The 14226-nt window shown below is 69.0% G+C and carries 11 protein-coding genes; 3 read left to right on the top strand and 8 right to left on the bottom strand.

The genetic code is table 11. The features are described from left to right. The first annotated feature begins 25 nt into the window (after positions 1–25). Together ACFY9I_RS21860 and ACFY9I_RS21855 are read left to right on the top strand one after the other, a co-directional pair. The gene (locus ACFY9I_RS21860) at positions 26–832 is read left to right on the top strand and encodes an MBL fold metallo-hydrolase (RefSeq protein ID WP_391004014.1); all 807 of its coding nucleotides are present in this window, start codon (positions 26–28) and stop codon (positions 830–832) included. Positions 833–837: 5 nt separating this feature from the next. Next, positions 838–1260 carry a nuclear transport factor 2 family protein gene (locus ACFY9I_RS21855; RefSeq protein WP_391004012.1) on the top strand — a complete coding sequence of 141 codons (423 nt, stop codon included), beginning with the start codon at positions 838–840 and terminating at the stop codon, positions 1258–1260. Positions 1261–1549: 289 nt separating this feature from the next. Here the strand turns inward: ACFY9I_RS21855 and ACFY9I_RS21850 are convergent, their stop codons facing one another. From ACFY9I_RS21850 to ACFY9I_RS21815, 8 genes are all read right to left on the bottom strand, one after another. Further along, positions 1550–1732, bottom strand: coding sequence for a hypothetical protein (locus tag ACFY9I_RS21850; RefSeq protein ID WP_391004010.1), 183 nt, complete (start codon positions 1730–1732; stop codon positions 1550–1552). 197 nt (positions 1733–1929) lie between these two features. After that, positions 1930–2961 carry a hypothetical protein gene (locus ACFY9I_RS21845; RefSeq protein WP_391004008.1) on the bottom strand — a complete coding sequence of 344 codons (1032 nt, stop codon included), beginning with the start codon at positions 2959–2961 and terminating at the stop codon, positions 1930–1932. A 339-nt stretch (positions 2962–3300) separates the two neighbouring features. Next, entirely contained in the window at positions 3301–4791 is a 1491-nt protein-coding gene (locus ACFY9I_RS21840) for a family 43 glycosylhydrolase (RefSeq protein WP_391004006.1), read from the bottom strand. Between the two features lie 82 nt (positions 4792–4873). Next, positions 4874–5602: a cupin domain-containing protein gene (locus tag ACFY9I_RS21835; RefSeq protein WP_391004004.1), complete on the bottom strand. Its 729-nt coding sequence runs from the start codon at positions 5600–5602 to the stop codon at positions 4874–4876. Continuing rightward, positions 5599–6522: a DUF6807 family protein gene (locus ACFY9I_RS21830; RefSeq protein WP_391004002.1), complete on the bottom strand. Its 924-nt coding sequence runs from the start codon at positions 6520–6522 to the stop codon at positions 5599–5601. Before ACFY9I_RS21830 ends, ACFY9I_RS21835 begins: the two co-directional genes overlap by 4 nt. Then, entirely contained in the window at positions 6515–7642 is a 1128-nt protein-coding gene (locus ACFY9I_RS21825; protein WP_391004000.1) for a Gfo/Idh/MocA family oxidoreductase, read from the bottom strand. Before ACFY9I_RS21825 ends, ACFY9I_RS21830 begins: the two co-directional genes overlap by 8 nt. 271 nt (positions 7643–7913) lie before the next feature. Beyond that, positions 7914–9650, bottom strand: a complete 1737-nt coding sequence (locus ACFY9I_RS21820) for a substrate-binding domain-containing protein (RefSeq protein WP_391003997.1) — start codon at positions 9648–9650, stop codon at positions 7914–7916. 89 nt (positions 9651–9739) lie between these two features. Beyond that, positions 9740–11740 carry a DUF4978 domain-containing protein gene (locus ACFY9I_RS21815; RefSeq protein ID WP_391003995.1) on the bottom strand — a complete coding sequence of 667 codons (2001 nt, stop codon included), beginning with the start codon at positions 11738–11740 and terminating at the stop codon, positions 9740–9742. A gap of 471 nt (positions 11741–12211) precedes the next feature. Between ACFY9I_RS21815 and ACFY9I_RS21810 the strand changes: the two genes are divergently transcribed. After that, positions 12212–14023 (top strand): RICIN domain-containing protein, encoded by a 1812-nt coding sequence (locus ACFY9I_RS21810; RefSeq protein ID WP_391003993.1) that lies wholly within the window; start codon positions 12212–12214, stop codon positions 14021–14023. The last annotated feature ends 203 nt before the right edge of the window (positions 14024–14226 follow it).

Genomic DNA, 14226 nt, shown 5'->3' with positions numbered 1-14226 from the left:
CCCCACAGCCCTCAAGGAGACACTCATGAGCACCCTTTCCTTCAAGGTCTTCGACCTGGACTTCCCTGCCGGCAGCAAGAACAAGACCGCCACCCTCGTCACCGGTGAGAACGAGGCCCTGCTGATCGACGCCGCCTTCACGCGCGCCGACGGCCACCGTCTGGCCGCCGAGATCCTCGACTCCGGAAAGACGCTGACCACCGTGTTCGTCAGCCACGGCGACCCCGACTTCTACTTCGGTGCCGAGATCCTCGCCGACGCCTTCCCACAGGCGAGGTTCGTCGCCACCCCGATCGTCATCGAGCACATCAAGCACTCCTACGAGGGCAAGCTCAAGGCGTGGGAGGCCCTCGGCCCGAACCTGCCCACCCGACTGGTCGACCTGGAGCCCCTGACCGGTGACCTCACCCTGGAGGGCCACCGCTTCGAGCTCAAGGGTGGCCCGGCCACACTGTCCGACCGGCACTACCTGTGGCAGGCCGAGCACAAGGCGATCCTCGGCGGTGTCCTGCTGTTCCAGAAGGAGCACGTCTGGGTCGCCGACACACCCGACCCCGAGAACCGCGCCGCCTGGATCGACCTTCTGGACGAGATGGCCGCCCTCAACCCGGAACTGGTCGTGCCCGGTCATCGCCTGCCCGGCACCCCCGCCGACGTCTCCGCGATCACCGCCACCCGCGACTACCTCCTCGCCTTCGAGGAGGAACTCGGCAAGGCAGCCGACGGCACCGCGCTGACCGAGGCACTGGTCGAGCGCTACCCGGACAACGGCATGCTGATCGCCGCCCGGATCGGCGCGAAGGTCGCCAAGGGCGAGATGAAGTGGGGCTGAGCACCATGACGCACGACAGCACCGACTTCATGACCTCCGGCGCCCCGGCCGATGTCGTACGGCGGCAATACCTGGCCTCTGCGGCCGGTGACCTTCAGGCCCTGCGTGCCACGCTCGCCGCCGACGTGGAATGGACGGAGATGGCCGGCTTCCCGCTCGCCGGCACGTACCGCACCCCCGAGGGCGTCACGTCCAACGTGATGGAGAAACTCGGCCAGGACTGGGACGGCTGGACCGCCCACGACGACACCTACGTCGTCGACGGTGAGAACGTCGTCGTCCTCGCCCGCTATACGGCGACCAACAAGGCCACCGGCAAACCGATCGACGTCCGGGTCGCCCACCACTTCGTCGTCCGCGGCGGCCTGATCGTCCGGTTCGAGCAGTTCGTCGACACCGCGCTCGTCCGCGCCGCGATGACCGACTGACCTGCCGCGTCACCACCGCGCGCCGCGCCGCCCACCCGTCGCGGCGCGCGGCCAGCGTCCCTAAGAACCGCTTCTGACCTGGCCGGGCGTGCGAATACATCTCGTCGTTCCGGCTTCGGGCCCCCGTACACCGCAGCCGCAGCCACAGCCACAGCCACAGCCACAGCCACAGCCACAGCCACAGTGAAACATTCCACGCGGCAAAACGCTTCTACCCGGCTGGATTTCCGGATTCGACCGCCCGCGCAGGCGCGACGGACCACCTCTCCTCCCAGCTTGGCGACCTTGCTCAGAGCACGGCATGGTCCAGGCGCGGCGCCTGGGCGGCGAGCAATCCGATCAGCTCGTCGCGGCAGCGGCGGACGGTGGACTCGGACACGTCGTTGCCGCCGAGCACGTCGGCCAGGCGCTGATCGTGGCGCAGCACGGCCAGGACGATCACCGCGATCTTCCCGGCGGCAGGATTCGTCACCTGGACCGAAGCGACCTCAGATGGCGCCGCAGCAGATCGGTGAGGTGGCTGACGGTGCGCGTGGACAGAGGCAGACGGCGTTGGTACACAAGCGAGCAGGTGTCCTCGGCGCGCTCTTTGGTATGCGTCACACAATTCCAACAGCCGCCGGGGGCCCCGCGGTTACGCTCGGCGCGCTTACTCAGGGGCACGGCAAGCTACTGGGTGCTCCAGCGGTGCGGATGCTCGGGATCGTTGGGGCAGGCGAAGACGTTGAGCTCGCCCCACCGGCCCACAGTGACCTCCGTGGGAGTGGCGCAACGGTGAGTGGGCTGGTTCTGGTCCTCCAGCGGTCTCCAGCTGTCGCTGCCGCCGTCCCATTCCGAGCTGTCGATGGTCAGCAGCAGGTGCATCGGTGTCGTGCAGGTCAGGCAGTCCATGGGGTACGGGTCGGTCACGTGCCAGGAGGCGAAGCCGCCCACGCGCCAGCCGGGCGGGATGGACAGGTCGTACTGGTAGCCGAGCGGCTCTGCCGTGCTTTCGTCCGCCGTCTGCTCGGCTTCCTCTGCAAAGGCATCCTCCCAGGCATCGATCCGGGCGCACAGCTCCTCGGGCAGAAGGCCGGCAAACGGGTAGGTGACCACCTGCTCCGGGTGCAGCGCACAGGGTTCGGGCACGAAGCCATCGGCCCCGACGACCAGCGGCTGTGGCGGCGCGGTCAGCACCTTGCCGACCTCCCACGACCGCCGCCAGCGCAGGTGCAGCTCCAGGTCATACCGTCCCGGGCCGTGCGCGTTGAAGGGACACCAGAACACTTGAAGCAGATCGCAGTCGCCCGGCCCCGTAGGCAGATCGGGCACATCCCGCCGGTACAGCTGCGCAAGGCCGATCATTGGCAAAAGGTCGGTCTCGGAGGCCCCGGGGATCCGGTGCTCCCGGTGCAGCTCGCCCAGGAGCTCCCGTTCCTCCTTCGTCGGGCCGGGAGCCTGCTCGCGGGCCCATGCGAAAGCCAGAACCTGCCGATAGCGGCGGATGTCGGCCGGACGTCGACCACGCCCGCGGCCGTGTGCCTCGCCGCATACCGGCCATGGCTCGCCGGCCGGCCACAGCATGGGACCGCCCACAGAACTGGCCGAAAGGCCTGGTCTGCCCGGGCGCGGATGGAGCCGAGTTGTCGTCCCTCGAAAGGCGGCCAGCTCCGGGAAGAGCGCCTCGACATCGAGAGGGCGCGCGGGCGTGGTCCTCGTCATGGACACGACCTTAGACGCCTGAAAGCCCTGGCCACCGAGCATCCCCAGCTGCTAGACACCAGCACCGGCGCAGTCAGAGCCCGTTCAACAGAGCCACTCAGGCGGCTGCGTCACCGCTCAGAGGCAGGTGGTGAACCGGCCATCGGGCCTTTTACTCCTCAGACGTCCTGTCAGCCGGGGCGGAGGACCACGGGCGAAAGGGTGCAGTGCGCCTCGCACGGTCGTCGACGGAACACCCCACCGCCGCCCCGGCCGGAGTCCGGCCTCCGCCCTGGCCCTACCGGGCGCCGGCGCCACGTCCCCGGCTCCACGAGCGCCTGGGCCGTGTCGGTCACGGTGTCACGCCTGCTGCTCGGCGAACCGGACCCGGCGGACAAGGACCTCCCGCGACTCGGTCCACACACCGACCAGGCGTCCGGTGAAGCCGCCCGCCACTTCGGTGGACAGATAACGTCCGTCCAGGCGGGCGAGGACATGGGTGCCGCTTCCGTCGCTCATGCCCAGTTCGATGTCGTCCGGTCCGTTCCACGTGGGCTTCGTGGACCGGACGCGGAGGGTGACAGGCGAGTCGGGCAGCGGGCGGGAGCCGAGAACCGACCGGACCTGTCCGATCCGTGCGACGGCCGTGACTTCGCCGTCGGCGACGCGAAGGCCGTACCAATGAGCGCCATCGAGCCGTAGCGCGACGGTGCACGCGCCCTCTCCTGGATCGACGAGGAAGTCGGCCTCCCAGTGGTCGCCACCGACCCGCGTGAACAGTCCTGAGGGCTCGCCGGTCTCGCTCGGTGCGTGCCCCAGGACCACTCCTTCCGGTGCGCTGCGGACGAAGCGGTCGGGGCGCTCCCCCGGTGAGACCCACCTGGGATCCAGTGCGGGCGCGGAGAAGTCGTCCTGGAAGTCCCGCTGACCAGTGGGGACTTGTCGCCTCGCTGGTTCGAACTGTGGCCAGTCGTCCACCCAGGCGACGTCGGCGAGGAACGTCTCACGCCCGTTGACGTGGAAGCGGGGAGTGCGACCTCGTGGGCGCGTGCCGAGATACACCGCTGCCCACGTCCCGTCGGGACGCTCGACCAGATCGGCGTGGCCGACGTTCTGGACGGGATGCGCAGTGCTGCGGTGGGTGAAGACCGGATTGTGCGCGGCGGCCTCGAAAGGCCCTCGGGGGCTTCGGGAGCGTGCGACCGACACCACGTGGCCCCGGTCGGTGCCGCCTTCGGCGATGACCAGGTACCACCAGTCGCCGCGCCGGTACAGGTGCGGCCCTTCGGAATGGGCCAGGCCGGTGCCGTGCCAGATCCATCGCGGCTTCTCGAGGACCATGCGCTGTTCCAGATCGACCGCGACCTGTCTGATGCCGATCTCGGTCTCCGACCACGAACAGTAGGTGACCAGGCACGTTCCCTCGTCGTCCCAGGTCAGGTCCGGGTCGATGCCGTCGAGTTCGGTGAGGGACCACGGCGCGGACCACGGCCCGGCCGGGTCGCTCGCATGGTGGATCTGATGGCCGCCCCGAGCGTCGTCGATGTTCGTGGTGATCAGCCAGAACAGGCCCTCATGGTGGCGCAGCGTCGGGGCGTAGATGCCGCGGCTCGGCGGCGAACAGCCCGCGGGGAACTGCTCGTCCCTGGTCAGGGCGTTGCCTATCTGACGCCAGGAGACCAGGTCCTGGGATTGCCAGATCGGCACGCCGGGGCTGTACTCGAACGACGAGTTCGCCAGGTAGTACTCCTCGCCGGCCCGGCATACCGAAGGGTCGGGGTACATCCCGGACAGGATCGGGGTGGTCGCCGCGTCGGCGTGCCCACCGCCTTCCGACCGTGTCGAATTCATAAGGTCCACACTCCTGTGTTCGGCCGTGACGGCGCTGTCCGCCCGGCAGCCGGTGAGGTGTCGCGCCGCCACGTGGCCAGGTCTACGCGCCGGCCGGGCGGGCCGGCACACAGGGGCGCAGGAAACCGCACATGCCCAGGGTCTGGCGGGGCGGTCGGGCGATACGTGACACGTGCGCGTCGAACAGGTGGGTGAAGTCGTCGCGCCTCAGCGCACCGATCTGCCGTAGTGCCGTGTGCGCGGCGGCCAGGGCACCGTCGTTGACCGTCTTCTCCCAGGTGTCCAGGCGGGGTCGGACGAGCCGCACCGCCGCCGCGCAGAAGTCCTCGTACGCCGAGCGGTTTCCTCGCTGCCACTGCCGCTTCAGCTCGGTGAACCCTTCGACGGCCAGATCCCTGCGCGCCCGTGCGCGCTCGGGGCTGGGGCCGCCGTCCGCGTCGAGGAGGGAGGCCGCGTCCGGATAGGCCTCCGGGGAGAGGTACTCGGGCGGGAACGTCATGACCGCGTCGCCCGCTTCCGGGAGGCCGCTGTTCTGCATGACGACGATCACGCGCAGGTCCTCGTCGTTGACGGCGCGGTGGATCGTGCCGGGGGTGAACCAGACCGTGTCACCCGGGTGCAGTTCGGTCGTCGCGGGGCCTTCGTGGTCGAAGGTCTCCAGCCGACCGCGTCCACTGACGACGACGTAACATTCGGCGCAGGTCAGGTGCATGTGGGGCGAGCCGCCGTGTTCGTCGTCCGCCGTGGGCCAGGGATACACCTCCAACTGGCTGAGCCCCACGGCTCCCGGGAGGCCGGGGAGGGCGGTCACAGCGCGAACTCCCGCACGATCGGCTCCAGTTCGCGGCGACCCACCACGCGGTCGATGAACACGAAGCGGTGGCTCAGGGACAGGGTGTCGCCGGGCTCCAGCTTGATCTCGGTGTGGAAGGCGGGCGACGGGTTGAGGCAGGCGAAGGCGCTGCTGCGGGCGAACCACGTCAGCGGGGTGGAGGCACTGGTGGTGCCGGCGTAGGCGAGGACGGTGGCACCGCCGTCGATCTCGTCGTGCTCGCTGGTGATGGCGGCCCAGGCGCCCTGCGTGCCCATGACGGCGTCGCCGTCATGGCCCCCGTCGGCGATGACGTCCGCGCCGGTCCAGGCCCGGGGTCCGCGCCAGAACAGTCCCGTGTAACCGGCGTTGGCGCGGCCGTGGGTGGTGGGGCTGCCCATCTCCAGGGGCTCGTGGTGGACGTTGGTCAGTTCGGTGGTGAAGTCCAGCGCCCAGACGCCGTCCTCGGTGTCGGCGCTGTGGAAGCGGAGGGTGCGGGTCTCGGCGATCCACACCTCGTCGCTGGAGGCGATCCAGTCCAGGCCCTGGACGACCGTCACCTCGCTGCCGTCGAGGTCCTGCCGGTCGAAGGCACGGTGTACCTGGCAGCCGTGGTTCTCGCGCCAGACGTAGCCGTGTCCGGGCGCGCCCTCTTCGAAGGTGGGCCCGCCCCAGAAGTTGTTCCCGGACAGGTGCGACCAGGTCATCTGCAGACCCTTGTGCCAGCGGTGGTCCCAGGGCCGGTAGACGCCCACGGGTGCGCCGGAGAGGGTCTTCAGGGGGTAGACGTAGGGCTTGGGGGATTCTTCGAGCGGGGTGTCCGGCCGGTAGACATACGTGGCGAGGTCCGTGTCAGCGGCCGACACCACGAACTGGGTCCCGGCGGCGTCGTGTTCGATGCTCAAGGGGGTCTCAGACACCGGTCTTCTCCTTGACGGCGTTGTCCCGGGCGGCAGCGGGGCGGCCGCTCATGGAGTGGTAGTGCGGGTTGGCCGGGGCGATCATGCCCGGGGTGACGGGGCGCCCGGTCCTCGCCGACTCGTACAGGGCGGCGATGAAGGCCAGGGCGCGGCGGCCGTCGTCGCCACTGGCTTCCGGGCGTTCTCCGGCGCGCAGCGACCGCAGCAGCGTGCGCAACTGCGCGGCGTGCGAGCTGGGTTCGTCGTCGAGCGGTGCCCCCAGTTCCTGCGGCGTGGCGCCGGCCCGGTGGGGCGCGGGGGTCCACGTCCAGTCGGAGTTGTCGTAGCCGTAGAGGTGGGACAGCTCGACGGTGGCCTCGGGGAAGTCGAAGCGCAGGTAACTGGTCTCACGGGGAGAGAGGAGGCTGTTGATCATGGACACCATCGCGCCGTTGGCGAAGCGGACCATCGCCATGGAGACGTCCTCGGTCTCCACGTCGCGGGCCAGTGTGCCCATGGCGGCGCGTACTTCGGTCCACTCCCCCATCAGGGACAGCATGAGGTCCATCTGGTGGATGCCGTGGCCCATGGTGGGGCCGCCGCCTTCGGTCTCCCACTTGCCGCGCCAGGGAACCTCGAAGTAGGCGTCGTCCCGGTACCACAGGGTGTGGCAGACGCCGACGAGGGGAGCGCCGAGGCGGCCGGTGCGGATGTGCTCCCGCAGGGCTCGGGCGGCGGAGCCGAACCGGTGCTGGAAGACGTAGGAGACGTACGGGCCGCCCTCGCGCTCGTGGGCGGCGACGGCGTCGTACTCGGCGACCGAGAGGGTGGGGGGTTTCTCGCACCACACCGACGCGCCGGCGTCCAGACAGGCGGTGATGGCCTCGCCGTGGGCGATCGGGGGCGTGCAGACGATGACCAGGTCCGGGTGCTGCTCCTGGAGCATCCGGTCGAGGCTGTCGTAGGCGGCGGGAATGCTCCAGCGGGCGGCGAAGGCCTCGGCGCGCCGCAGGTCGACGTCGACCACGGCGATGACGGTCGCCTCGCCGTTCTGGGCCTGGACGGCGGGCATGTGGCAGCCGTCGGCGATGTTTCCGGCACCGACGATCGCCACCCGCGCGGGCTGGCTGTACTCAGTCATGGGGCTCTTTCATGGAAGCTCGGGCGGTGCTTGGGTGCGGCACTGGGGGTCGTCGAACCACTGCCGAGGAGCGTGGGTTCGACCTGATCAGCCCAGGGCGTGCGCGCATGGCCGTGCGGTCGAGGGGAACGGCTCTGTCGGACGAACTCGGCTCTCGCCGATGTGAACGCGGCGGCAGCATGAACGTAGTGAACGGTCACCTTTGCGGTCAAGAGTTGCGCAGTGATCGTTCACTTTTTGTATGACGTCCTCCCGGGAACGCCTTCGGGATTCAGCGGAGGGCCGGGCCGCTCGACCCGCGTGGCACGAGGCGGAAGAGATCCGTCACCTCGGACTTCGGCTCGGGCTCGCCGCGCAGAAGAGCGAGCAGCGACAGCATCGCCTGGCGGCCGACCTCTTCCTTGTCGATGTGCACCGTCGAGATGCTCGGCGAGAAGTACCGGGTGAACTCCTCGTCGTCCCAGCCGAAGACGCTCATCTCCTCGGGCACCCGCGTACCGCGGTCCTGGAAGCCGCGCAGGACCCCCAGGGCGACGTAGTCGTTGGCGGCCAGCACGGCCGTCACGCCGGAGTCGGCGGGCAGGTCCCGCGCGGCCTCGTAGCCGGAGCGTACGGACCAGTCCCCGTCGACGACGCCGTAGGACTCCAGGCCCAGTCGCTCGACGGCCTCCACGTAGACCGCGCGCCGGTTGCGCGCCGAGGCCCACTCCTGCGAGCCGGCGACGTGGAGGAACCGGCGGTGTCCCTGGTCCGCGAGGTGACGCAGGATCTCCTCGGCGGGCCGTCCGTCGGCCAGCCGTCCCTGGGACTGGAGCTTGTCGTCGTACTCGCCCAGCACCACCACGGGCCACTGCCCGGCGCCCTGGCCGCCGGCGAGGTCTCCCAGCGGCACAAGCGACAGCACACCGTCCGCCTGCCGGGTCTCCAGCAGGGACAGCACGCTGCGGGCGCGCCGCGACTCGCCGCCCTCCAGTCCGACGACGTCGGTCATGTACCCGGCCTCGTGCGCCGCGGCGGAGGCGCCCCTCAGCAGGGGGATAGGGACGAAGCCGCTCAACTCGGGCAGCACGATGGTGATCCGGTGGGACCGCTGCGTGCGCATCGACCGCGCCATGAGGTTGGGCCGGTAGTCCAGTTCGGCGACGGCACGCTCGATCCTCGCTCGCGTCGTCGGCTTCATGCCGCTGTCGTTCTTCAGGAACCGGGACACGGTCTGGTGCGACACGCCGGCCCGCTCGGCGACCTCCCAGATGGTCGGCCGTTTCCTCTCCGGGTCGGAGGCCGCCGCCGGACCGGCGGCCTTCGCGGCGGGCCGACCGGCGCTCACCGTGGACCGACCGGCCTTCCCGGCCCGCAGAGGACGGCCCGCCCGCTCGCACAGAAACTCCAGCAACTCCGCCCCGGACGCCTGCGCGGGCAGTCCGTAGGCACCGGCGAAGCCCGCGACCCGTGGCGCGAGGTCGTCGACGCGCACCAGGCCACGGGCGGTCGCCTCAGCGACGAACGTGCCCGTACGGGCCGCGTCGGCGCGGGCTCGAAGCAGGTCGAGGACGGTACGCGGCACGGTGGTGACGGGCAGCCCGTCGACGACGGTGACGTCCTCGGCGTCCGTGGCCGCGCAGTGCAGCACGACGGTCTCGTCACGCGTGGTACGGCGGGACGAGACCGTCAGCTCCACGAAGTCGGCGGGTCGGCCGCCCAGGCCGTGCACCGCACACGCGGAGGTGTGGGACACGACGCCCGACCTGAGACCGTCGGTACTGCGGTCCCGTGCGGGGGTCACGGGATCCAGCCGCAGCCACGCGACCTTGATCCTGAGGTGCGCCGGCGGAGGGGAGGCGGCCAGGCGGTACACGCCGTGGCCGACGTTCTCCAGCGCCCCGGACCGCTCCAGCCGCAGGAGCTGGACGCCCTGCACACCGTCCAGCTTCGCCTGTGCAGTGGTCACCAGACCCCACTGGCCGGCCGCCCTGGCATCCAGAGCCCGCAATACCTCGGCCTGAGTCATGCAGCAATCATTACACGGGTACCCTGCGCCGTCCCCTCCCCGCGCGCATCGCCTTTCCGGGCTCGCGGGAGAGGGGACGGCAGGGGCTGCTACCTGGGCTGGAACTCCCAGACCGTGGTCGCGTCCTGCGTTCCGGTGTTCCACTTCGCCTCACCCGCGGAGTTCCCGTACAGGTAGGCCCTTCCCGTGTGGGTGTTCCTCACGCGAAGCCCGCCTGCCCCGACCCCTTCCAGGTTCCAGAGCGAGGCGTCCGCGACGGTGCCGGTGTTCCAGATGACGTTGTTGCTGCTAGCGCTGCTTTCCAGGTACATGCGTCCCGTTCGCACGTTCCTGATGGTCCAGGAGCCGGACGAGTCCTTGGCGACGATCCAGTCCTGGTCGTCGTAGACGGTCCCGGACGCGACGATGACCACGCCGTTCGCATCGGTGTCGAGGTACTCGCCAGACGACGTGTTCCTCAGCTTGTACTTCGCGCCGCTGACGAGGTACGAGACCCGCACGCACTCCTCGGACGCCAGGGTGATCTCGGTGTTCCCGGACACGGTGGTGTACGCCTTGGTGCCGGACTTCACCCAGGTGTCGTTCGCGTCGTACCGGCCGACCTCGACGGACCGTACGACGCCGATGGTTCCCGGCAGGGTGAACGTGGCCTGGGTCGTGGTGGTGAAAGCGAACTCGGCCGCACCGCGCCTGACACCGAATGCCTGCGCACCGCTCGATGTCGTAAATGTGATGTTGACGCCGCCCACGGTCTTCGTGGTCGTGGTGCTTGCGGTCGCGGCCCGGTTGAACGTCTGGAGGTCGGTTCCGCCGCGTTCCACCGGGGTCTTGCTGGCGAGGTCCCGGTGGATCTTGTTCAGCGCGCGGTTGAGCCGGGCGACCTTGTCCGAGACGGCCTTGCGGGTGACGACCTTGGTGGTGGGGTTGAAGTTGTACAGGCCGTGGTTGCTGCTGCCCGTGCTGGAGTCCGGGTCCAGGGCTGCGTACAGATTGTGGGCGGTGTTGCCGGCGATGGCGTTGAACTTCTCGACGTCCGCCGCCGTGGAACCTCCGAAGTTCTCCATGATCATGGGGAAGTTCTTCCCCTGGGCCCAGGTGCCGTCCTTGCCGTAGTTGTAGAGCGTGTCGAGGCCCGTGGTGTACGGGTCCTTTCCGAAGAAGTCGATGGTCGCCGTTCCCTGGCTCCTGAGGACCTCGTTCTCGGCGACCGGCACCGTGTCCCCGCTGCCGGCGATATTGGTCCGGGTGTACACCGAGTAGTCCGACTGCTTGATCACCTGTCCCAGCTGGGTCAGGTAGTTCAGCAGCACGTCCTTGCGGAACTTCGACGCGTCGGTGTACCCGCCGCTGTTCCACAGGTTGGTGCTGTACGTGCTGTAGCTCCGGTCGATGGACTGGCCGCCCTGCTGCTTCGACACGTTCGGCTCGTTCAGCACCTGTATGCCGACGACCGTGTGCGCGGTGTCGGCGGACGCGAGGTGGTCCATGAGCCGGCCGAGTACGAACTTCTCCCTGGCGAGCATGTTCGGATCGGTCTTGTCCAGGAGAGGGTTGCCGTTCAGGGTCAGCCTGGTGCCGTCGGACCTCACCACGGCCTGGTAGTCGTTCATCACGTAGGCCGGCATCCGGGCCGCCATGGACGAACCGGTCGATTCATGGCTGAACCACAGCAGTTCCAGCTTCAGTCCGTACTCCCCGCACCAGGCCAGGTATTTGTCGATGTCGGTCCAGTCGAAGACGTCCTTCGAGGGCTCCACCTGCGACCACCAGATCGGGATGTTCACCACGGTGAAGCCGTCGTCGCGGATCATGCCGAGCACCGGCTTCAGCTGGGCGTCCGTCCAGCCGAACGTGTACTTGTGCTTCTCGTACCGGAACTGGACGCCACTGTGGTAGAAGGGCTTCCCGTCGACCATCAGGGCGATCTTGTCGTACGTGGACCTCGAGGTGTCGACGTACGACACCACACTGCCGGCCGCGGCGGCCCGCGGCAGGCCGCCGACGAGGTTCAGCGCCATGCCCCCGAGGGCTGCCGCCCCGCTCGTGGCGAGGAATCTGCGGCGCGACCAAGCGCCGGGGTTCGACTTCATTGCACTACCTCCGTGTCGGGTGAACTTCTGCCGGATGGTGAACGATCACGATTGAGGGTTCGACGGTGACCGTCAGGAACCTTCGAGTCAGGGGTGTCGGGCGCAGCGTGATCGAGCCGACAGGCGATGGCGAGGCGCTGGCGATCAGATGGTGGCCGAAACCAACGATGGCGCACATAAGACTGGCTGAAACGCTTGTGTGTCAATGGTGTGAACGGGGAGAGTTGCTTCGCAGTCCAGAGCAGGTCGGCGCACGTCGTGCCGGTGGGGCCCTCACGTAGTGAACGATCACCTGCGGACCTCTTGACCGCTCAGGTGAACGATCACTAAGTTGCCCCTGCTGTTGTCGGACACCTCATCGCTCCCGGTACTTCGTGGCTTTTCTGTGCGCCTTTCGGGCCGAGTCACGGGCCGGACCCCCTCTTCCCCGCCGGGCACCGGTCGGTATCACCAGAGATCAAGGGAGATCACGTGTATACGGTCATGCGCAGAACGGGCCGTCGGCCCCGAAGATGGGCCGGCTCCCTGGCCGCCGGCATCCTGCTCCTCGCCCCCTTCCTCGCAGCTCCGGCCGCCTCCGCCGCCGAAACCCCGGGCGCGACGTTGATCAACGAGACGTTCGACGCTCAGACGACCCCCGCGAACTTCGGTTTCCCGGTCGGTGCCGCCATCGGCAACGGCGTTCTGGAGGTCACCAAGGGCATGGGCAACTACACGACGTCCGTGCGGCCCTTCGCGTCGTCGATCACCCAGGAGAAGACGCTCGACCTGCGGTTCGACTGGAAGACGGCCATCAGCAGCACCGGGATGAAGACCGGTCTGGAACTGCGCGACAGCGCCGGACACCTGGTCTTCGGCATGGCCGCGACCGGTGCGGAGTTCCGCCACGCCGCGACCGGTCCGGACTCGGACTCCACCTCCGCCCCGGACGCGCTCAATCCCACCTGGACCAAGATCAGCTTCGACCGGGCCAAGACGTACACGGTCGATCTGCACATGGACTTCACCCTCGGCAAGATCCAGTACACGGTCACCAGCAAGGAGGCCGCGCCTAAGGTGCTGGTCTCCACCACCAAGAGCATCACCGGACAGAACCTGGCGAAGCTCGTCGCCTGCAACTACTACGGCACCGGCGTGCAGTCGCTCGACAACGTCCGCCTGGCCCGCCCCGAGAACCCCGCCTACGGATCCCTCGCCGGCTCGACCGTCTACGCCTTCGGCGACAGCATCGTCTACGGGCACCAGTACGCGCGCAGCTTCATGAACTTCGTCGCCGAACGCGAAGGCATGACGCTGACGAAGTACGCCCGAAACGGCGCGACCGTGGGCCCGGCGCCCACCGCCACCGGTGGGCAGATCCTCAACCAGGTCAAGTCGGCGAGTGCGCAGGCGCCCGACTTCGTCGTCTTCGACGGCGGCACGAACGACGCGATGGAGATCCACGACACGCACACCTACGAGGTAGGCACCGTCAGCGGCTCCCAGGACCCCGCCACCCTCGACCCCGGCACCTACGCCGGGGCACTCGAAACCACCATCCACACGATGCGGCAGAAGTGGCCGACCGCCCAGCTCGTCTACGTGGCCGCCCACAAGATGGGCTCGCGCGACTGGGACACCCAGCTGGCTCTGCGCCAGGTGCAGTTGCAGGCCGCCCAGAAGTGGGGCGTGGCAGTGGCCGACGTCTTCGGGGACGCGACCCTCGACACGCGCGTCGACGCCCAGCGGGTGGCGTACACCTTCGACGGGCTCGTGAGCGGCTACCCGGGCAGCGGCGGCAGCGGCACGCACCCGAACATCGCCGGGATCACCGACTTCTACGTCCCCGTGCTCTCGTCGCAGCTGTCCCGGCTGGCCGACACGACCACGATCGAGGCGCGGCACTCGGGCAAGTGCGCCCAGGCGGTCGGCTCCTCGGCCGCGGCCGGAGCCGCGATCGAGCAGTCCGGCTGCGTCGCCGGTGACGACCAGCAGTGGCAACTGCACGAAGTCGGCGGGGGCTACTACCGGATCCTTTCCCGGAACTCGGGACTGTGCCTGGACGTGTCCGGCTCCTCCACGGCCAACACGGCAGCGATCGTCCAACAGACCTGTGACGGCCGCACCAGCCAGCAGTGGCGGCTGAGCGACACCGGCACCGGCTACGTCGAGATCGTCGCCCGTCACTCCGGCAAGTGCCTCGACGTGGACCGGGCGTTCACGACGGACGGTGCACGGCTGCTGCAGTACACGTGCTGGAACGACGAGTCGCACACGAACCAGCACTGGACGGTGCGGGTCTGACATGAGGAAAGCGTGCCGCCTGGTGACGGCGGACTCGGCGGCCGGCCGCACGGCCCGTACAGGGACCATGCGGCCGGCCGGGCCGGACGACCAGCGCGGCAGCCGGGCTCGACCGGCCGATGCGGTGGGCTCCGGCGGGACGGAAAGAGGAAAGGGCACGGTCTGCCATGGCGAACTCGGCAGTACAGTACCGATGGGCGTGC

It is taken from the genome of Streptomyces sp. NPDC012510 (genome assembly GCF_042955065.1).
Lineage (GTDB): Bacteria > Actinomycetota > Actinomycetes > Streptomycetales > Streptomycetaceae > Streptomyces.
This window is presented reverse-complemented; position numbering and strand designations above follow the sequence as displayed.